Here is a 19,496-nt window from a genome sequence, read left to right as displayed (position 1 = left end):
TTGTAGAAATTAATTCTGCAGAAATCCCTTTACTTATCAGTACTAGCACATGGTGGAAGTTACTTTTTCATTCAACCTCTTCACATTTTCACATTCTTCTCCACAGGTCTGACTGTTTTTTAACGCTATTATATAACTTCAGATTTTTCTTCCGAATCAGTACGGTGAATCTGTCGAATAATACATCCGATCGATACCGGAACGGTAATAAGGCAGGCTACCGCACCAGATAGCATGACTGCAACATCCTGGAATAGAAACTGGGAATTAAGGATGATCTCCATGGTATATTGCTGTGTCTGAATGTATGAGAATAATAAAATAGTTCCTCCAAGATAGGCAAACAGCAACGTATTTACTGTTGTTCCGATAATCTCTTTTCCAACCTGATAGCCGGAAGCTGTAAGTTCTTTCGCTGTCAGACCGTTTTTATGAATCCAGACTTCATATACAGAAGATGTTACAGATAATGCTGTATCGATAACAGCCCCAAGAGTACTGAAAACAGTTACAAATATTCCTACATGAAGCATATTAATATGAAGGTCCGTACTGTAATAATACATAAAATCATCTTCCGAAATCTGCAGCTCATTTAACCCGTAACTTCCTGATCTCCATGTGATAATATAAATCGGAATAAACAAAAATAACATTACCAGCAGTGTAGCCAGAAAAGCCGCCCGCGTCTTTGGATTATTTCCATTTTGATAAAACAGAGAATTATAGCAGATACCTGCGCCTGCCACCAATATCAGGAGCAGTACAGGGAATCCGGCAGACATCAGCATAATTGAAAAAAACAAAATTACAATATTTCCTGCCAGTGTCATAATTGACATGGCTCCACGCTCTCCGCCAATCAAGATCACCAGAAAAATTAAAATCAATGCAAGAAAAATGATCATTCTCTGACACTCCTTTTCCGTGATGGTATTTTCATAATCGCTGAAGCAATAAAAACAGATACCGGTATTGCCAGTACAATTCCAATACTTTCTATCAGAAAACGACAGATATCATATGGAATGTGATATCTCACGATCGTTATAAAGCTTACATCATTATTCATCTTAAGTATGAACATGGGAATCATGCCACTTGCCAGAACAAACAACAGTACATTTATCATGGTTCCCATAATATCATATCCGATTTCACGACCGGAATGTATCAGTCTTCTCAGAGAAACCGATGGATTTTTCCGCACGATTTCTCCTACTGCTGCGCTGATCGTCACCGTCACGTCCATAATTGCACCAAGTCCTGTCAGCATAATATCTGCCCAGAATATATCCGCAGAATTGCCTGTACTTCCAAGGTATTCCAGATTGGAATAATCCAGATCTCCGTACATATAAATAGAAAATTCAAACAATGCCATGATCAGAAACAGAACACACAGTGTTGAAAGAACTGAGGAAAATGTTTTTCTATGAATTCCATTTAAGCAGATCAATGTAGTCAATGAAAAAAGAACTGCGATGACATTACAGATATTTAAAATATTTTTCCCTTCTGTAAAAGCCTGAAATCCATACGCAAATATGACTGTATTCAGTATCAGTGATATGATCGTGTAAAATCCCTGCTTTCCTGTAATGCAGATCAGAAGAAAAAATAATCCTCCTGCCAGTAATACCAGATACCCATCCCTTTTTACAGAACGTATCGTTTTTCCGGGGCTTTCCTTTGAACCGCTTAAAAGAACGGTGTCTCCTTTATGATATTTCTTGGTCTGAACCTGAGAAGATGTATATTCATTAGAGACCGTTATTTTTTCCCCTTTATGCGAACCGTTTAATATCCGTGCTGTAATCTTCTGAGTATAGTAATATTCTTTTGAGCCCCTGGTTCCTTCTCTGCTCAGAGTCTGTTTTTCTGTTACAGAACATATTTTTGCCAGCGGTGTATGATAAAATCGGGAATTACAGCAGGTAAACAGAACAAAAATAATATATATGCCGACTAAAAGATATTTTTTGTGAAATACGCAGGATTTCATTAACTTCATTCCCCCTGTAGAAATATTGCAATCGTAAACGCACTGACCTGTTGCTTTTTATCGAAGTAACATTGTACGCTTTTTGAAAGTATCGGTCAATATAAGGTATACAAAAAAACAGCAGCAGAACCGTTTTCACAGTTCTGCTGCCCCCATAATTATTTTAACAAATACCTGACTCCAAAAAAGCCATTATTTACAAAGCTCAGAAAATGCATCTGCAACAAACTGAACCTTGGTTCCGATGATAACCTGTACAGAAGTTTTTCCAGGTTTGATCACGCCTGCAACACCTGCAGATTTGATCACTTTATCATTTACAGCTGTAATATCCTTAACCTCAAGTCTCAGTCTTGTGATGCAGTTATCAATGCTTGTGATGTTCTCTTTTCCGCCACAGCCTTCAAGGATTTTTGCGGCAATAGCAGTATAATCATCATTTGCAAGCTCAATATTCTTCTCTGCCTCAAGATCGTCATCGTCTTCTCTTCCCGGAGTCTTCAGATCAAATTTCTTGATGGCAAAAAGGAATACAACATAGAATACGATGAATGCTGCAATTCCAAGAGGAAGGATGAGCCATGTCTTCTGTGCTGCCGGAAGTGAGGATGAGAAAAGTAAATCCATCGCACCAGCGGAGAAGCTGAAGCCTGCACGGAATCCAAGAGCAACTGTGATCATGGTAAAGATACCGTAAAGTAATGCATAGATCACATAGAGGCCAGGAGCAAGGAACATAAATCCAAACTCGAACGGCTCAGTTACACCACAGATAAATGCACAGATTGCTGCAGATGCAACAAGACCGATCGCGATTTTTTTCTTTGCAGGTTTCGCACATTTAACCATTGCAAGTGCTGCACCAGGAATACCAAACATCATACATGGGAAGAATCCGGACATGTACATTCCAAGGCTCCAGGATACATCTGCAGAGGTTTCACCTGCCCAGAAGCGCTGAAGATCACCAAGTCCAATGGTATCAAACCAGAATACATTGTTCAGTGCGTGATGTAATCCGGTAGGAATCAGCAGACGGTTCAGGAATGCATAGATACCTGCACCAACAACATCCATACCTGCAACCGCTTTTCCTAATGCTACAAGTGCGCTGAAAAGTAATGGCCATACAAACAGTAATACAACAGATACGATAATGGAAACCACTCCTGCGATGATCGCTACGCAACGCTTGCCGCTGAAGAATGACAGCCAGTCAGGAAGCTTGGTGCTCTTGAATTTGTTATAGCATGTAGATCCGATGATACCGGCAAGGATTCCGATAAAAGGATTCGCAATTTTGTCAAATGCAAGAGTTTTTGTTGCACTGTCAGCGATTGATGGAATGATGGTTGTAACAAATCCTGTAGAAAGAAGTGTTGTGAGCATCAGCCAGGATGCAAGTGCAGCAATTCCGCCGGTTCCGTCATTCTTTTCTGACATACCGACACCAACACCGATAGCAAAAAGGATCGCCATGTTGTCGATCAGCGCTCCGCCTGCCTTAACCAAAAACAGACCGATCAGATTGGCTGCGCCGTGAATGTCTCCACCCTGCATGGTTGCCGGACATAACCTGTATCCGATACCCATGAGGATACCACAGATTGGCAGTACTGCCACTGGAAGCATTAACGCTTTTCCCAGTTTTTGAAGAAATTTCATATATTTCCCCTCCCTTAAAATAAATATATTTGACCGGATCACTCCGGTTATAACACCCCGAAAATTACTACTATCTCCGGGCTGTTATAAGCCTGTCAGCTGCATGAAGATGATCATGAAAGCTTGAGGACGGCTTCATCCGCCGAAACATCCCCCTCCTTCTGGAGGCTTATCTTTCCGTAATCATCTGTGTTGCAGATCAGAACCGGGATAATTGTATTTAAACCGGCTTTCTCGATTTTGTCCAGATCAGCCTCTATCAGAAGATCACCCTTTTTAACCTTGTCACCTGCTGCAACGTGCGCTTTAAAGGGTTCGCCCTTAAGTGTGACTGTATCCAGTCCGATATGTATCAGTATTTCCGCTCCCTGAGTGCTTGTCAGCGTAACTGCATGAAGAGTATCAAATACCATTGCCACCTCACCGTCTGCCGGAGCATATATCCTGCCGTCTGCCGGGATCACGGCGAAACCGTCACCCAGTACCTTATCCGCAAAGACAGGGTCCGGAACCTCCGCAAGGGGAACCACTCTACCCTTGCAGGGTGCATAGATTAAATTTCCTTTATCTTTTCCTTTAAAAAATTTCAGCATATTCTCTTCCTCCCGTTATTTCACCACTTCTTCCGGTATTGATATCCGCGATGTCGATTTGTAAATATGTCTATATGTTTTTTATCCGTTCCGGGTTTATATTATATATTTCGTATAATTTTCATTTTTTGATTTTTAGGCATGTGTATATATTAACCATTATTTTTGGTTTTGTCCACATTTTTATCGGTATTTTTCAAAAAAATAAGCTGTAGCACATTAATGCGACAGCTTATGTGAGAATATTCAGTTTACTTCAGCAGTTCTTTTTCTTTCATATTCGTTGTCACCTGAAACTCTCCGTTGATCCGTTGGATCTCGTATACCAGGGGATTATTTCTGGCCCAGCCGGGATCTTTTTCTGCCTGCCGGTTCCAGCTGTACCAGGCGCGGACAAAGCCTTCGTGGATGGTAGATTCCGCTTCCTGGCGGGCCTGGACCGCATCCTGATAATCCACAAAAGTTCCGATATAAAATCGTTTCCCCTTGAATCCGATGGTAGCACGGTATTTTCCATTCCGCAGCTGATAGACGCCACGGAATCCGCTGGTATTATCACTGCGGTGCTTTCTTTTTTCCAGCATCTCCACACAGGTTCCATCTACCATATGCAACTGCCCGGGAAGCTCCTTCCATATCTCCTGTCTCAGACAGCCACAGCTTCTGTAATTACCATGAAGAAGGCCATCCTCTGTCACATCCACTTCATTTCCGCAGTCACACCGACAATGCCAGAACACAGAGCCCTTTTTGCTCCTTTTATCTGTATGATAGAGAGCAGTCAGCCGCCCGAAACGCTGTCCGCTGATGTCGGTGATCCCGCGACCTCTGACATAATGGCCGCAACCGCAGCTGGTACATTTTCCGGCTTTCAGGCTGTGTGCAGTGGAAATATGCATATTCCCGCAGTCACAGCGGCATTCCCACCTGGTCCTGCCGTTTTTACTTTCCATTTTTTTTACTGCCACAAGTTTCCCGAAACGCCGGCCTGTAAGGTCTTCTGCCACCGGTCCTCTCTTGGCACTGTTTTCCGGAATACATCCACAGTCCTTTACAGTCCCACGCATCAGATGTCTGGTATTTACTTTTATCTCATTTCCACAATCACATCTGCACAGCCATACAACATACCTGTTTTCCCGCTCATCCAGTTTTTTCAGTACCGTCAGATGACCAAATCTCTGACCTTCCAGTTTAAGTCCGTTTGCCATCCTCTGTCCCTCACATTTCGTCAAAAAAAGCGATGCGGTAGAAATTTTTCCTGCCGCACCGCTGTCCGGATCCTGTTATTTATCCGTTTTCTTTTTTCTTCTGACAAATACTGCTGCCAGTAATACCACGCATCCGGAAACGCAGATCACTGCGATCCATTTTGCAATGTTTGTGTTATCTCCTGTTTTTGGCATAGCTTTTACATGACTGGAACCAGTATTTCCTGTATAGGAAGAAGTTCCCGTATAGGAAGAAGTTCCGGAAGCAGGCGGATTGCTGTCAGGTTTTATCGGCGTGTTCGTTATGGTCGCTGCCGGAGTTCTGGTCAGCACTGCAGTCGGAGTTTTTTCCGGAAGTGGTGTCGGTGTATTTTCCGGTACAGGTGTCGGCGTATCCACAGGATCGTAGGAATTCACAAAGCCGATATCCTGTTTCTCGCTGTTCATCTGTGCATCGGTATGTGCAGCCACAACTGCTTCCAGATCACCGGACTCTCCGTTCGTTACTGTTACTTTCACATAATAAACGGTATTGTCATAATGTCCGTTTTCCAGCTTTCCAGGCTGCTGGGAAACGCTGTAAGTGTATACGCCAGGAACAGCATATTCCACTGCAGGAAATTCTGCTTTCCCCGCACCTGTGATCGTGATCGTATTTTCTTCCGGCATGGGTGCTTCGTCCTCACCCTGAAGAATGATCGTATAAGTTTCGTCCGGAGATGGCTTCTCACCTGACAATTCCACGCTGACAGGAATCTTTACTTCCGCAACTCCAGCTGCCATAGCTGAAATCGGAAAAACTGTCAGGCACAGAACCGCAAGCAGGAGCACTGCCGGAAATTTTCGTATATTCGTCTTCATCCCCTCCTTACGTCTCCGGCGAATAAGGTTTCATTACCGCCAGAAGAACTGTTCTTGCATCTGTAAATTCCGAAGAGCAGGTTGACATTGCCAGTATCTGGGAAAAATCTTCGGACTTTCCAATGTTATCCATTGTCTGCTGATGGACATGTTCCGCGTTTTTTCTGACAAAATCCACAAGTCCGCTGGTGTCCGCCTGCCATTTTCCCGTTGCAAAAATAGAATCCTCAGATGCGGAAACCTGCATACATGCAAAAATTTCCAGCTTGTAGGAACGGTCAGGCAGGATCAGCGTACCTGTGGTGTTTTTGTTGAAAAATTTCTTTTTTCTGTAAAGATCCAGATCTCCGAACATCTTATGCTCTGCCATGTGATGACCATACAGGAGAGAATATTTCCCCTGAAAATTTCTGTCACAGCCGGAATCCAGAAAGATGCTTCCTGACAAAGCAAAATCACCGTATACATCGGTGTTGATGTAAGTCAGGTTATCTTCTCCCTGAAGGATCGGATAGTCGATCTTTGTGTGGTCCAGTGTGATCCATCCACAGACATCCGGATTGATTTTGCGGAGCTCTTCAAAAGAAGTGCCTCCGTCTTTCTGTTCCGGGTCGGGTTTCAGTTTTAAGAGCTGGGACTGGATGTCGTCCACAGCGCCATAGACCTGTGCGTTATCCCAGAGTGCATACCCGGAATACGCCGCCGCCAGGATCAGAAACAATGCTACAATGGCAGTAACCAGAGAGTTGGCTGCTTTCAGGAAAAACTTAGATGCGTTCATAATGCCTCCTCTCTGCTGCCTGGATGATCATTAATCTTCGTATTTACGTCTTCTGGTGATAAATACTGCACCTGCGATTACGATCACACCTGCGAATACGAGGATGTATGGGAGGGTTGTGAGGTTGATGCCGGTGTCGATGTTGTCACTATTCTTATTGTTAGTAATTGTTACTGACTGATCAGCTACACTAATTTTCTTATCATTGTTTTTGTACTCATACTTCGGAGCATCGTATCCACCATTGTTGCCTGTATAATCGGCCTCTGTTACAGCATATTCCACACCAAATGGTAAGTTTGTAAAAGTAATTGTCTGATCATTTTTCAGCTGAATATTTTTTGTTACTGTAGTACCATCCCAGTCACTGGCTTTGATAGTATTTTCTTTACCTCCAGCAGTATAAGAAATATCACTGGCCATTGTCTTTCCTGTATTATTTTTTAAAGTTACTGTTACATCAAAAAGTTTTTCTTTATCACCAAGATTACCAGTTACAACTTTTTTAACAGGTAAGCTATTTGCTGAATAAGTATTTTCAAATGTATCTGATTTTTCTCCATTCGCTGCTTCTGTATGAACTGCTGCAATACGAAGTTTTCCATTCTCTCCCTGAATAACAGTTACAACCAGTTTGATATTATTTTCGTAATAAGTAACACCTGCATTATTTCTATTTACTTCATGTAATGTGTACTCATAAACACCAACTTTTTCATAAGTTGGCAGTTCAATTGTAATATCTTTAGTTATTCCACTAGCAGTTGCCGCTCCCTTCGTAAATAAAGCACCTGTAATTGTTCCAAGATGTGGAGCAGACTTTGCATCTCCATCTGTTACTTTTCCGCTTCCAACCTGCTCTAATGTAAATGTCTCTTCCGGTGAAGTTCCCTCTCCAATTAATTTGTACTGTTTGTGGATAGTAACAGTTTCCTGATCTACAGGTGTTGCATCTGCTTCTGCCGCAAACGCCGTACTTCCCATGGTAAACATGGTGGCTGCTGCGATCAAACATGCTAACAGTTTCTTTGTCTTTTTCATAAGAAAATCCTCCTAGAAATATAAATTTTTATTTATAAGCTCATAAAAAGCAGCTTATACATTTGTTGTTATGTTCTCTCAGAAATGGGAGAACAATTACTTTTTTACAGTTCCCTTCTTCGAAGTATGGTGATCACTTTTGCTTTTACATTCTCCGTGGAGATGGGGCCGAATTCACGGCTGTCTTTTGCATGTGTTCGGTAATCTCCCAGAATAAATACACTGCCTTCCGGAACTGTATAGGGATATGTAATCCCTTCCTTTGCATATGTAGGAAATGCAATTTCTCCTGTCTGGGCTGTTCCGTTTACGAGAAGCGTTCCTGTGTCATCCATTGTGATCACGTCTGTTTCGCATCCCAGGATACGCCCTACGTGAGTTTTGCCGCCGGCTTCATACACGACAACATCTTCTTTTTCAAGATTCTGTTCCAGCCGATAACCGATGAGAAGATCTCCGGCCTCCACTGCCGGGAACATTTCATTATCCGGTGCCTGGCCTATAAGAAAAACCTGTGTAAACAGTAGCCAGCCAACGGCCACGCTCAACACGATCCGCCAGAAAAGACGGATGTAGCCTTCCTTTATTTCTGTAGAATATCTTCTTTTCCGGATTGTCTGAGAACAGGTTTGATCTTTTTCAGCACGCATCACCTCCGCACCTCTTCTCTGGAACTATGTCCTGTGAACAGATCAGACATTTGTATCCTGTCCGGTAGTCCCTCTTTCAGCAAGTTCCTTATATTTGCGAATCATGGCATCACAGCTTTTCTGATGGTCAGCAATCAGTGCATCGTACCGTGCACGTTCTGCGCTTAAGGATATTTCATAAATCTGGTTTAACTCTTCCAGCTTTTTCCAGAGATGAACTTCATCCACTCCGCCAAACAGCACCTTCCGAAACCTGACCGTCCGGAACCACTCCTTCAGCTTTTCGTGCTCATGATTTAACGCCTCTGTCTGCGGAAACCGCTCTGCTCCAGCATTACAGCTTCCTTTTTTTCCTGACCGTTTCTTCTTCATCACAACCGCCTTCAACTCCAACGCTTCCTGCGCCTGAATAACAACACACCTGCTCCGGCAGCTACGATACCTAACGCCAGAATGTATGGTGTTGTATTGAGATCCAGCCCAGTGTCCGGGATTGCGTCTTTGTTGTTGGTGAAGGTAACTTCATGTGCGGTATTTTCATCCTCATTCAATTGCTGAATATTGGATATTTCCGCTGTGTTTCCAATAGTAGAATCAGAACCGCCTATTGTATAAGAAGTTGTATATCTACTGCCACTATAATCATTCTCTGTAATTGTCACCGTTGCTCCGACTGGAACCTTTGTCACCATTGTTGTCTGGTTATCCGACAATGTAATATCCGCTGAACCACTATACTGTGTCGCACCGATATTGAATGGAAGATTAATATTTCCATTTACTACAGAAACTTTGAAGTGAAACGCTTTGCTTTTATCTCCCATATTTCCAGTTACAATTTTTTTAATATTTACCGTTGTATAAAGCGGTATATAGTGAGCATAAAAATTTACGGTACCATCTGCTAACTCTGGATCAGTTGGACGATGTGGCCAGGTTGTAATTTTCTGATCTCCACATGCTCCTCCGCCATCATTTTCCGGATACCAGCCATCCAGAACATATGTTATTCCATCGATAACTTTCTCATTCTCACCTTGCTCTGTTTTAATAACAGAATCTCCAGTTTTATAGTTTTTCGCATCAACTTGTGTATACTCTGTATCATTTGGGTTTTTCACCCAGAATTTAGCAGTAAATGCACTTCTACTTTTAATACTCAATGCACAGTCTATGTGATATGGATATTTTCCTCCGTTATCTCGTGAAATTTTACGGGGAGTTAATGTAATTTCAAGAATATCTGATTTGTCAAGATTATTAATATTAATTCCCGTATCTTCACTGATTGCTTTTTTGTAATTCTCCCAGATTGAATCCAATATAAATGTAAAATATGAACCAGTAGTCGTATTTCCACTCTTTACTGTCCAAGTTGTACCTGTACTTCCATCCGGCCATGAAGTAATATGATTCGACACATTTTCTTTAATATTTTTCTCTTTGTAAACCGTATTTCCTACATAACCATCTTCCCATTTTGCATTCTCTATATCAATTGTTCCTAACGTATTACTGGTTTCCTCTGTCGGTGCCCATGCTCCCGTATCATTTGTCCATGGATCTCCTGCAGGATTGGCAAGATAATAAATTGCTGCCTTTTTCTTGTAAAAGTTCCATCGTTCCTGTACTGCTACCGGATCTTGCTCCAGCTCTATATCCTGCACTGTCTGTGCATCCGCCTGCGCTTCCAGCTCCACATCCTGAACCTCATCTACCGATGCATCTGCATCTCCCGCCGGCGTCGCAGCTGGCTCTTTCGGTTGTTCTGTGACTGTCGGCTCCTCCGGCTGTTCGGTCACAGTTGGTTCTGCGGGCTGTTCGTTATCTTCGCTAGGCTCTACGGATGGCTCTTCCGGCTGCTCTGGATCCTCAGATGGAGCTTCGATAACATCTATCGGTTCCTCTGTATTTTCATCTCCGGTTGTCACCGCAGGTTCTTCCGATTGCGATTCATCCACCGACTGATCATTTTCCGCTTCTGTAGCTGTCAGCTCTTCTGCTTCCTCTGCGGATCCGGACTGTACTGTTTCAGTATTTTCATTGGCTGTTTCACTGCTGGCCTCTACCGCAAACGCTGAGATGGAAACACTGCAGATCATTGCGAACGCAATACAGACTGCGAGGATCTTCCTCCACAGACGGTGTTTTCCAGATGAATGATTATGTATCATACTTCAAACCTCCTTCTTGTATGCTATGGCAGTCAAAAACAGGCACTGCTCATTACATGTCCATGCCGGTATTTCTGCTCTTTCGCAGAGCACAATACTCTGTGAAAGATTCCCTGCGATCCGTGTAAATTTAACGGTTCTTTCTTCTCTGACGGCGGTTTTTGACGGTTTATAAAAAAACTCAGGCTCCCGGAAATTCTTTTTCCACGGTATCTGCAATCTTCAGTTTTTCCATATTTTTACGTTTCAGGTTCATGGATGAATGTACATAACATTCCAGTGTGATCCGTGTGCTGGAGTGCCCCAGGATCTCCGAAAGACTGCGGATCTCAAATCCGGCCTCCACACACCGTGTCGCAAAACTATGCCGCAAAGTATGAAAATGAACATTTTTCAGATCACAATCTTTCGTGTATTGCCTCATGCGATACTGCAGGGTTCTGGGCTCCAGGAAATGCCCTGCTTTTCCGGTCAGAACATATGCTTCCACATCATCTGCTCTCCATTTGTTACAGAGCTTTTCAATATCCTGGTTCATGGGGATCGTCCTTACCGACCTTCCACTTTTAGGAACCCCGGTTATGATCCGGGTCCTTTCTTCACTTGCAGGATTGAGATTTTTCAGGCGCTGCATGGTATGACGTACAAAGATGACTTTATTTTCCAGAGAAATATCTTCCCATTTCAGAGCACATACTTCTCCAATCCGCAATCCTGTCAACAATGCCAGCAAAACCCCAAATTTACACGGATCCATGTCCTGTAAAAGATATTCCGTAAACCTTTTCTGTTCTTCACAGGTCAGCACACGCATTTCTTTTCGATCCTGCCTGGGGTATACGATATCCACCGGTTTTGCCAGTGGATTCTGCTTTGCTGCATAATTCAGAATAGAATGCAGCACGGAAAGGATATCCCGCACTGTTTTTGGTGACAATCCTCTTTCATGGATAAGCCTGTAGCTGAATTGTTCTACAAGTATTTCTGAAACAGCCTCGGAAAAATACTGCCCGAGATCAGGCTTGATATATTTTTCCAGGATCGTTGTATATTTTACAAAAGTGGATGGTTTCACGCTGCTTCGTTTCAGATACAGCCATTCATTACAGTAATCTGCAAAGCGATTCCGTTTTCCTCTCACGGGCAGGAGCTGATCATTCATCAGCGCATAACGTGCCTGATTAACCTTATCTCTGGCTTCATGATATGTTTTTCCGTAACAGTAGCCATAGTGTATCCTTCCGTTTATCCGATGCTCCTTGATATATCTGGCTTCCCATCGTCCATCTTTTCTTTTGTAAATGTTTTCTCCTTTTCTGCTCATTGATCTTTCCTCCTGCTATGCCGAATCTTATAGTCTGTTCACAAATAAGAGTTTTTATCCGCCGGTCTTTTATCCTCTGACGATGACACTGACGGCGAATAGTGTCCTTTTTCGGACACCACAATATTTGCGCCCTATATTATCCGTAAAATATGGCGAAAAACCACGATAAAAAAGCCGGTTTTCAGGAACTTGCACCTTGAATTTCCGAAAAATTTATGGTATTTTTATAGAAACAGAGTATTGTGCTCTGTGAAATTTACCAACTATAATCTAAATAAATAAGCCGTTTTTTAAGCAAAAAAACTCCCTCACATATCAGTTTTTTCTGATACATGAGGGAGTTTCTGATTTATGACTGATCTATGATCTATTTTGCTTTATAACGGTAAACGGTTTTTACTGCTGTGCTGTCTTTACCGGTTGTCCAATCACTTTCGGAGGTTGTGGTCTGAGTCTGGATTTTTTTGTTCTGGTACTGGTTCATACGGTACCAGGCCTGGCCTCTGGCTCCGTGGCTTCCGTAGGCGCCGTTACAGGTAGTTCCGCTGGAGCACCACACCCGGTTGCCGTTCCCGTTCCAGTTCAGCAGATAATAGGTAATGCTCGGGTCATCTCCATCTGCGCCGGAAGCAGCTACGGTTACCTGACTGGCTACCACACTGTCAAAATGTACATAAGAGCCCGTCTGCGCAAAGTTTACATTCTGTCCGGTATTCGGTCCACAGAAATGATAGTAATAATAGCCCACCAGCTGTCTGGAAGCAGATGTCTCCAGTGGTCTTACAGACTCATAAACACCACCATCGTTGACATAGCTGGAGGTTGTTTTCTGATAGGTGTGTTTATACTGGATCGTATATTTATCGGAAGTGATATTCTTTGGAAGCGTATCCACATAAACCCAGTTTTTAGGTTTCGCCTTGATCTTAAAGGTCTTTGTTACGGTTCCGCTGTAATTCCCCTTAAACTTCACCGTTACCTTATAAGTACCAACATTTTTTCTTCCACGGGAATATGTCACCTTGTAATTGCCGGAACTGATAGTTTTTTTATTTGCACCGGTTACTTTTACCTTCGGTGTTTTTACTTTTCCGTCATATGTATAGCTTGTGGCAGAAAGCTTTATTGTCTTCGGATAATAGATGGTTTTCTTTCCGGTCACCACACCGCAGGAGCAAAGATACTGCACATATCCGTTCCTGGATGTAGTTGCTTTCTTTACCTGTTTTTTGTAGCTGTGTTTATGAGCTTTTCCGGTGATCTTAAAGGTTTTTGTAACGGTTCCCGAGTAATTGCCTTTAAACCGAACTGTTACCCGATAAGTTCCAACATATTTTCTTCCGGCAGAATAGGTAACTGTATAGTTGTCTGCACTGATCACCCTGTTGTTGCTGTCTGTAACCTTTACCGTTGGCTTTTTTACTTTTCCATTATAAGTATAGCTTGTTCTGGAAAGCTGTATTTTTTTCGGATAATAGATGATCTGTTTATTCTGTATACTTCCGCAGCTGCACTGCTCCTGTATATATCCGTTGACAGTGGTGGTTGCCTTTACTGTTACTCTCTGATAGTTATGTGTATGTGTGACCGGAGCTGCCTGGACAGTGAAATTCACAGAATCCGAAAATGTATATGCATACTGTGCATGATTCACAGATGCCACCGCTACCCTGTAATTCCCCGCCGGCAATGTGCAGGACCAGCTTGTTCCATTCACTCCATACTGAAATTGCGTCGGATTGGATTCTCCTGCTTTATACACATATACATCATAATATCTGGCATAGCTTGTTGCATTCCAGGAAAACGTTGTGGTCTGATTCGCTTTTCCCGGATTCACGCTCACATATGGCTTGCCCGGTACACGAACGCCCGGATAGATAAAGCCAAGCAGCACCTTGTTGGAATCATAAGGGCGCCTTCCTCCGACTGCATTGGTCAGTGTATATCCATATGCAACTCCATGAGAGGATGTCTGATCTTTGTCCGTTCTTCCTCCCTCATCTACCGTAAATCTGTTGTTTCCAAGATTAGCTGTTACATAAGCAACATGTCCGTAATAATCTCCGCTCCATACAGCAATAGAACCGGGAACAGGCTCATTTCCTACTGCATAGCCCTGATTGATAGCATTTTGCCACCAGCTTACCGCATTTCCCCATGCAGGCAATGCGATTCCCTGTCTATCATACACGCACTGCCATGCAAAGCGTGTGCAGGGGATCTCGTATAAGCCATCTCGATCCACATCCTGTGTTTTAGGATAAGGATTACCTGCTGCTGTTACCGTTGCTGCCGGTACCGCACTGAAGGCAGTTACTGCGGACAGCGCAAGGACCATCAATTTTTTCAGAAGCTTCTTTTTCATAGCTTTCTCCTTTCCTGCGGTTTCATCCTTCTTAACAGACAAGTCTGATCTGGCATGTCTGCTACGATGAAAATGTTCTGCATGTTTATTACTCTTGTTTCATATTTTATCTCTGTCTGGCAAGTTTATGATACCTTTATTGTGCATACTCTCACGGAAGATGTCAAGGTAAAGAGATCCAGTCAAGTGGATATTCGCATCGGTAATTTTTTTCAGCCACTTACTGCAAAATCAGCTTTTCCTCCCAGCTATCCAGCGTAGCGCTGATAGCTCATCCAACTCCCGAGCAGCCACACTACCCTACCGCCCTGAAAAGCCAGCCCGTGAGGCGTGTGCTGCCTGTCGCCGGACTCTGCAGGAGGGGAGCTGATTCTTGGCTGGCCCCGACGAAGCCCCGGCGGCAGGCAGCACACGCCTCACGGGCGTCCCTTTTCACCAAAAAAAGCCGAACCAGCCACATCCCGCAGCCAGTTCAGCTCAACCCATACAACTACAAACTCACTCACCATCAACCCAGGCAAGCAGCTTCCCGGTAAAAACCCTATTAAAGAAATGGATCACCGGTCCCAGCCCAAAAGCCGTCACCAGTGTACCAATACCCACAACACCACCAGTCAGATAACAGATCAGCGCACAAAGCACATCATTAGACATCCTGTGCCAGAAATAAGGAATCTTCGGCCATCTCTCTGTCATGATCAGCGAAAGACTATCATAAGGCGCAACCCCCTCATCCGGCATCTGATACATCGACAGTCCCAGACAACAGATCACAACACCCACACACAGTGCCACCAAACGTACCGGCAGCGCCACAAGCTCCAATCCAAAAACACCAGTATAAATATTATAAAAGAAAGTAGTAATATAAGCCAGACAAACCGCATTCACAACCGTACCGATCCCAAGGAACCTTCTGCCAAAAGCAATCTCAATGATCAGCAGCACAATATTTACAATCAGCTGGAAATTACCATACGCCATACCAATCATATCCGCAACCGCCATATTCATTCCACTGAACGGATCCGTTCCGAGCCCGGCAAGCTTGAAAATTCCAATCCCCATACCTGCAAAAACATTTCCGATACACATGATCAGAACATGCTTCCAGTTAATGTTCTTCAAAAAATCCCCCATAAACCTTATACCTCATCCTCTCTGAAAATATTGTCAGGCAGATATCCACGATCCACCTTCACTGCGCAAGATCCATACCAGATAATACCTTAATAACCAGCCTGCTGCAACGCTTATATTCTATCACACCACCTCACCCCTGTAAAACACAAAAGCTCCAAGAAACAACAAAAAAAGACATCCTGCAGACCACATTATATGATCTGCCGGACATCTCTCTTTTTCATATCACGCTGTTAATTCAATTTCACAATCACCAGTCAATCCCGAAGCTCTCATGGCAGAGCCTCGTTATTTCAGATATCCCGAAAAATTTTTTCAATATCCAATATTATTTAATGAACTTAACCTCAGGATAAATTGCCTGCTTGGCAGCCTCTTTACGCTCATTAAATACAACCTTGTTCTCCTCAAACAGGTTACGTCCTTGTGCATCGATAGATACGATCAGCGGCCCAAATTCTTTAACCTTGTTGCACCATAAAGTCTCAGGCATACCAAGCTCATCCCAGTGATGCTCAACAATCTTCTCAACCTCTGTAGCAGCCACAACTGCACATCCAGCCGGGAAAACACAGTGGATAGCACCGAACTCTTTACAAGCACGCTCCGTATTCGGGCCCATACCACCTTTACCAACGATCACTCTGACACCAGTCAGTTTTGTAAACTCATACTCGAACTTCTCCATACGCATGGAAGTTGTCGGTCCTACAGAAACCATTTCATAATCATCCTCTGTACCCTCGATCTTACGAACGATCGGGCCGGCATGGAAAATCGCTTTGTTGCGGATATCATACGGAAGCTCTCTTCCATACTCAACCAGACGACGGTGAGCAACGTCACGGCAGGTCATCAGATCTCCGTCCAGCCATACAATATCGCCGATTTTGATATCAGCCAGGTCTTCTGCGCTTATAGGTGTAATAAGAACTTTTTTATCTCCTCTGATTTCGATCATGATTTTTCCCTCCGTTTATATTAAGCATTAAATTTCCATGTGGAATGAGTATCACAGGTTACTGTAAGATCCGGATTTACAACCAGATGTCCACGACGGTGAGACCAGCATCCAACGTTTACTGCAACACCGATGGTAGATGGATGACGTGCGGTATTCTCAATGTTGACACCCATTACAGAATACTTTCCGCCCATACCCTGCGGTCCAAGGCCAATGGCATTGATACCGTCCTCGAGAAGCTTCTCCATTTTTGCTGCGTTTGCGTTGTCATTGTGAGAACCGATCGGGCGCATCAGCGCTTTCTTGGAGTTCAGGGCAGCTGTCTCTACAGATGTACCTACCCCAACACCAACAAGAAGCGGAGGACACGCATTCAGTCCGTAAGTTGTCATCTGATCCAGAACGAAATCGGTAACACCCTCATAACCGGCACCTGGCATCAGAACCATTGCTTTTCCAGGAAGGGTACATCCGCCGCCTGCCATGTATGCGTAGATCTCACATTTATCGCTGTTAGGAACAATATCCCACCATACAGTCGGGGTTCCTTTACCAACATTTTTCTTTGTATTGTACTCATCAAAAGTCTGAACTGAGTTATGTCTTAACGGTGCTGCAAAAGTAGCCTGGACAACGGCATCTTTCAGAAGTGCTTCCAGCTCATTGATATACGGGAAATTTGTTCCGCATTTCAGCCAGAACTGAAGAACTCCTGTATCCTGACAGCTTGGGCGGTTCAGCTCTACAGCAAGTCCCTGGTTCTTTGTCATTGTTTCATAAAGAACCTTTGGAAGTGCAGCTGTTTCCTGTGACCCAAGCTCTTCAAGTTTATTAACTACGTCATCCGGTAATTTTTTTCCAATATGGGCAACAAAATCTGCTACCATGTCTGTTAATACTTTAACTCCATTTTCCTTAGTCATGATTTACCTCCTGATATGGTTCGATGGTTTAATGTTTTTTAGTTACATAGGTTTTTGTTGGTTGTTTCATCATTAATTTTGGCTGATTAATGGTTAAGATGGCTTTTTGGCTTATTTATCACTTCCCCTGTACTGTATGATCAGTACAGGAGGGAATGAACTTAATTGATCAAAAGTGTTGCTGGTCACAAAGTGAACAGTAACTCAAAAGTTTCTCTCCTTACGGATAGAACGGAAACAGGATCGGCAACAGGATCATACAGATCACAAAGGATACCAGGATCAGCGGCAGACCGGATTTCACATAGTCCTTGAATTTGTATCCTCCAAGACCGACTACCATGGTGTTTGCCGGCATACCGATCGGTGTTGCATATGCACAGGAACCTGCGATAACAGTTGCGATAACAACGGCTCTCGGATCTGCTCCGAGGTTGTTTGCAAGAGATACCGCAATTGGAATCATCAGTGCTGTGGTTGCTGTATTTGACATGAAATTTGTCAGCACACAGGTTACAATAAAAATCACCAGAAGAAGAAGGATCGGACTCGGATCTGCTCCAAGAAGTCCTACGATCTTATCTGCGATCAGTTCTCCGGCTCCGGTTGTATCCAATGCTTTTGCAAGTGTCAGAGAACCGCCGAAAAGAAATACAACCTTCAGGTCAATGGACTTCAGTGCGTCTTTCTCGGAAATAACTCCTGTCAGAACCAGGAGGATCGCTCCGATACATGCGGAAACCTCAATGCTGATGCCGATCTCTTTCTCAAAGATCATTGCAAGGATCACAAGGATCAGTACTACCAGGGAAACAGTCTGTTTCCACTTCGGTACATGGCTGAAATCCTGCTGATCTTCAAGAGCTGCACCGGATGCATTCTTTCCATCCGGAAGGAATTTATATCCGATAAGGACAAAGTAAAGGATTCCAATCAGAAGTATCGGAACTCCAACCGGCGCATACATAAAGAAGCTTGTGGAAAGCCCCATCTCCTGAAGTGCATTCACACCCATCAGGTTTCCGGGTGCACCGATAATAGAAAGGTTTCCGCCAAGTGCTGCGGCAAATACCAGCGGCATCAGAAGACGGCTTCTGGAATAACCGGACTCATCGGCGATTCCACAAACTACCGGAATCAGCACTGCTGCAGTACCTGTATTGGATAAGAATCCAGACATTACACCTACGATCACCATAATCGCAATGATCAGTGTTTTTTCTGTTCTGGCAAATTTCGTGACCAGTCCTCCGATCTTATTTGCCATTCCTGTTTCGAACAATGCCTGGCCTACTACAAACATGCCAACGCAAAGGATTACGTTACTGTTTACATACTGTGAAAATGTTGTTGTTGCATCCACAACTCCTGTAAGGGTCAGGCCGATCGCACAGATCGAAGCCGTCAGACCAAGAGGAATTTTTTCAAGGATGAAACTGATAATGGTGAACACAAGAAACAGCAATGTGATAGTTGTCTGAGACATTTCTGTACTCTCCTTCCATTTGGTTTTTTCCTGAAAAGTATAGGCCGTACACGTTTCTTTTGATGGTTCCATTATAACCGGTGTACATATAAAAAAACAAATTAATGAAACATATATCCGCATAAAAAATATTTATAGTATCAGTTTTTAATGATAATTTTTGTACATTACTAACATAAAATCAGCGTATCAGCAAATGAATCTGGCAAAAATTATATTTCTATGCTATTTTTATGTAGACACCCAAATACTCTGTCACATCTTTTCCGGACGGAAATGAAAAACTTTACTAAAAAATTTAATC

The 19,496-nt window shown here is 43.3% G+C and carries 17 protein-coding genes; all 17 read right to left on the bottom strand.

The genetic code is table 11. The features are described 5' to 3' along the window. Positions 1-128: 128 nt before the first annotated feature. The gene (locus LKD46_RS07540; RefSeq protein ID WP_227573973.1) at positions 129-908 is read right to left on the bottom strand and encodes a YibE/F family protein; all 780 of its coding nucleotides are present in this window, start codon (positions 906-908) and stop codon (positions 129-131) included. Then, positions 905-2,005: a YibE/F family protein gene (locus LKD46_RS07535; protein WP_227573975.1), complete on the bottom strand. Its 1,101-nt coding sequence runs from the start codon at positions 2,003-2,005 to the stop codon at positions 905-907. The genes LKD46_RS07540 and LKD46_RS07535 overlap by 4 nt, the downstream gene beginning before the upstream one ends. Positions 2,006-2,197: 192 nt before the next feature. Next, entirely contained in the window at positions 2,198-3,670 is a 1,473-nt protein-coding gene (locus LKD46_RS07530) for a PTS transporter subunit EIIC (RefSeq protein ID WP_118515802.1), read from the bottom strand. A gap of 113 nt (positions 3,671-3,783) precedes the next feature. After that, a complete protein-coding gene (locus LKD46_RS07525) occupies positions 3,784-4,263 on the bottom strand; it encodes a PTS sugar transporter subunit IIA (RefSeq protein ID WP_015526406.1) in 480 nt (159 codons plus the stop codon). Between the two features lie 251 nt (positions 4,264-4,514). After that, positions 4,515-5,474 (bottom strand): AP2/ERF family transcription factor, encoded by a 960-nt coding sequence (locus tag LKD46_RS07520; RefSeq protein WP_195634885.1) that lies wholly within the window; start codon positions 5,472-5,474, stop codon positions 4,515-4,517. Between the two features lie 75 nt (positions 5,475-5,549). Continuing rightward, positions 5,550-6,335: a Spy0128 family protein gene (locus LKD46_RS07515; RefSeq protein ID WP_227573972.1), complete on the bottom strand. Its 786-nt coding sequence runs from the start codon at positions 6,333-6,335 to the stop codon at positions 5,550-5,552. A 7-nt stretch (positions 6,336-6,342) separates the two neighbouring features. Continuing rightward, positions 6,343-7,116 carry a class B sortase gene (gene srtB / locus LKD46_RS07510; RefSeq protein WP_227573971.1) on the bottom strand — a complete coding sequence of 258 codons (774 nt, stop codon included), beginning with the start codon at positions 7,114-7,116 and terminating at the stop codon, positions 6,343-6,345. A gap of 30 nt (positions 7,117-7,146) precedes the next feature. Then, complete coding sequence (locus LKD46_RS07505; RefSeq protein ID WP_227573970.1) at positions 7,147-8,157, bottom strand: DUF7601 domain-containing protein; 1,011 nt, start codon at positions 8,155-8,157, stop codon at positions 7,147-7,149. A 104-nt stretch (positions 8,158-8,261) separates the two neighbouring features. Further along, positions 8,262-8,807 carry a signal peptidase I gene (gene lepB, locus LKD46_RS07500; RefSeq protein ID WP_178529425.1) on the bottom strand — a complete coding sequence of 182 codons (546 nt, stop codon included), beginning with the start codon at positions 8,805-8,807 and terminating at the stop codon, positions 8,262-8,264. A gap of 42 nt (positions 8,808-8,849) precedes the next feature. Next, complete coding sequence (locus LKD46_RS07495) at positions 8,850-9,179, bottom strand: hypothetical protein (protein WP_129975217.1); 330 nt, start codon at positions 9,177-9,179, stop codon at positions 8,850-8,852. Positions 9,180-9,190: 11 nt separating this feature from the next. Then, positions 9,191-10,981, bottom strand: coding sequence for a DUF7601 domain-containing protein (locus LKD46_RS07490; RefSeq protein WP_227573969.1), 1,791 nt, complete (start codon positions 10,979-10,981; stop codon positions 9,191-9,193). A gap of 181 nt (positions 10,982-11,162) precedes the next feature. Further along, a complete protein-coding gene (locus LKD46_RS07485; RefSeq protein WP_227573968.1) occupies positions 11,163-12,305 on the bottom strand; it encodes a tyrosine-type recombinase/integrase in 1,143 nt (380 codons plus the stop codon). Positions 12,306-12,675: 370 nt separating this feature from the next. Continuing rightward, a complete protein-coding gene (locus LKD46_RS07480; RefSeq protein WP_227573967.1) occupies positions 12,676-14,676 on the bottom strand; it encodes a CHAP domain-containing protein in 2,001 nt (666 codons plus the stop codon). Between the two features lie 498 nt (positions 14,677-15,174). Further along, positions 15,175-15,816 (bottom strand): YczE/YyaS/YitT family protein, encoded by a 642-nt coding sequence (locus LKD46_RS07475; protein ID WP_015526420.1) that lies wholly within the window; start codon positions 15,814-15,816, stop codon positions 15,175-15,177. A 331-nt stretch (positions 15,817-16,147) separates the two neighbouring features. Further along, entirely contained in the window at positions 16,148-16,780 is a 633-nt protein-coding gene (gene ttdB, locus LKD46_RS07470; RefSeq protein WP_021977663.1) for a L(+)-tartrate dehydratase subunit beta, read from the bottom strand. Between the two features lie 20 nt (positions 16,781-16,800). Then, positions 16,801-17,706 carry a L(+)-tartrate dehydratase subunit alpha gene (ttdA, locus tag LKD46_RS07465; protein WP_178818170.1) on the bottom strand — a complete coding sequence of 302 codons (906 nt, stop codon included), beginning with the start codon at positions 17,704-17,706 and terminating at the stop codon, positions 16,801-16,803. A 220-nt stretch (positions 17,707-17,926) separates the two neighbouring features. Continuing rightward, positions 17,927-19,192: an SLC13 family permease gene (locus LKD46_RS07460; RefSeq protein ID WP_227573966.1), complete on the bottom strand. Its 1,266-nt coding sequence runs from the start codon at positions 19,190-19,192 to the stop codon at positions 17,927-17,929. Positions 19,193-19,496: the final 304 nt, after the last annotated feature.

Origin of the sequence: Blautia fusiformis (genome assembly GCF_020686995.1) — a bacterium.
Taxonomy (GTDB): domain Bacteria; phylum Bacillota; class Clostridia; order Lachnospirales; family Lachnospiraceae; genus Blautia_A; species Blautia_A fusiformis.
Note: the sequence above shows the minus strand (reverse complement) of the source record. Positions and strands in the feature narration are given on the sequence as shown.

Coding starts and splice junctions, on each gene's coding strand:
- LKD46_RS07540 (WP_227573973.1), bottom strand. CDS start 908: ATGATCATTTTTCTTGCATTGATTTTAATTTTTCTGGTGATCTTGATT.
- LKD46_RS07535 (WP_227573975.1), bottom strand. CDS start 2,005: ATGAAATCCTGCGTATTTCACAAAAAATATCTTTTAGTCGGCATATAT.
- LKD46_RS07530 (WP_118515802.1), bottom strand. CDS start 3,670: ATGAAATTTCTTCAAAAACTGGGAAAAGCGTTAATGCTTCCAGTGGCA.
- LKD46_RS07525 (WP_015526406.1), bottom strand. CDS start 4,263: ATGCTGAAATTTTTTAAAGGAAAAGATAAAGGAAATTTAATCTATGCA.
- LKD46_RS07520 (WP_195634885.1), bottom strand. CDS start 5,474: ATGGCAAACGGACTTAAACTGGAAGGTCAGAGATTTGGTCATCTGACG.
- LKD46_RS07515 (WP_227573972.1), bottom strand. CDS start 6,335: ATGAAGACGAATATACGAAAATTTCCGGCAGTGCTCCTGCTTGCGGTT.
- srtB (WP_227573971.1), bottom strand. CDS start 7,116: ATGAACGCATCTAAGTTTTTCCTGAAAGCAGCCAACTCTCTGGTTACT.
- LKD46_RS07505 (WP_227573970.1), bottom strand. CDS start 8,157: ATGAAAAAGACAAAGAAACTGTTAGCATGTTTGATCGCAGCAGCCACC.
- lepB (WP_178529425.1), bottom strand. CDS start 8,807: ATGCGTGCTGAAAAAGATCAAACCTGTTCTCAGACAATCCGGAAAAGA.
- LKD46_RS07495 (WP_129975217.1), bottom strand. CDS start 9,179: ATGAAGAAGAAACGGTCAGGAAAAAAAGGAAGCTGTAATGCTGGAGCA.
- LKD46_RS07490 (WP_227573969.1), bottom strand. CDS start 10,981: ATGATACATAATCATTCATCTGGAAAACACCGTCTGTGGAGGAAGATC.
- LKD46_RS07485 (WP_227573968.1), bottom strand. CDS start 12,305: ATGAGCAGAAAAGGAGAAAACATTTACAAAAGAAAAGATGGACGATGG.
- LKD46_RS07480 (WP_227573967.1), bottom strand. CDS start 14,676: ATGAAAAAGAAGCTTCTGAAAAAATTGATGGTCCTTGCGCTGTCCGCA.
- LKD46_RS07475 (WP_015526420.1), bottom strand. CDS start 15,816: ATGGGGGATTTTTTGAAGAACATTAACTGGAAGCATGTTCTGATCATG.
- ttdB (WP_021977663.1), bottom strand. CDS start 16,780: ATGATCGAAATCAGAGGAGATAAAAAAGTTCTTATTACACCTATAAGC.
- ttdA (WP_178818170.1), bottom strand. CDS start 17,706: ATGACTAAGGAAAATGGAGTTAAAGTATTAACAGACATGGTAGCAGAT.
- LKD46_RS07460 (WP_227573966.1), bottom strand. CDS start 19,192: ATGTCTCAGACAACTATCACATTGCTGTTTCTTGTGTTCACCATTATC.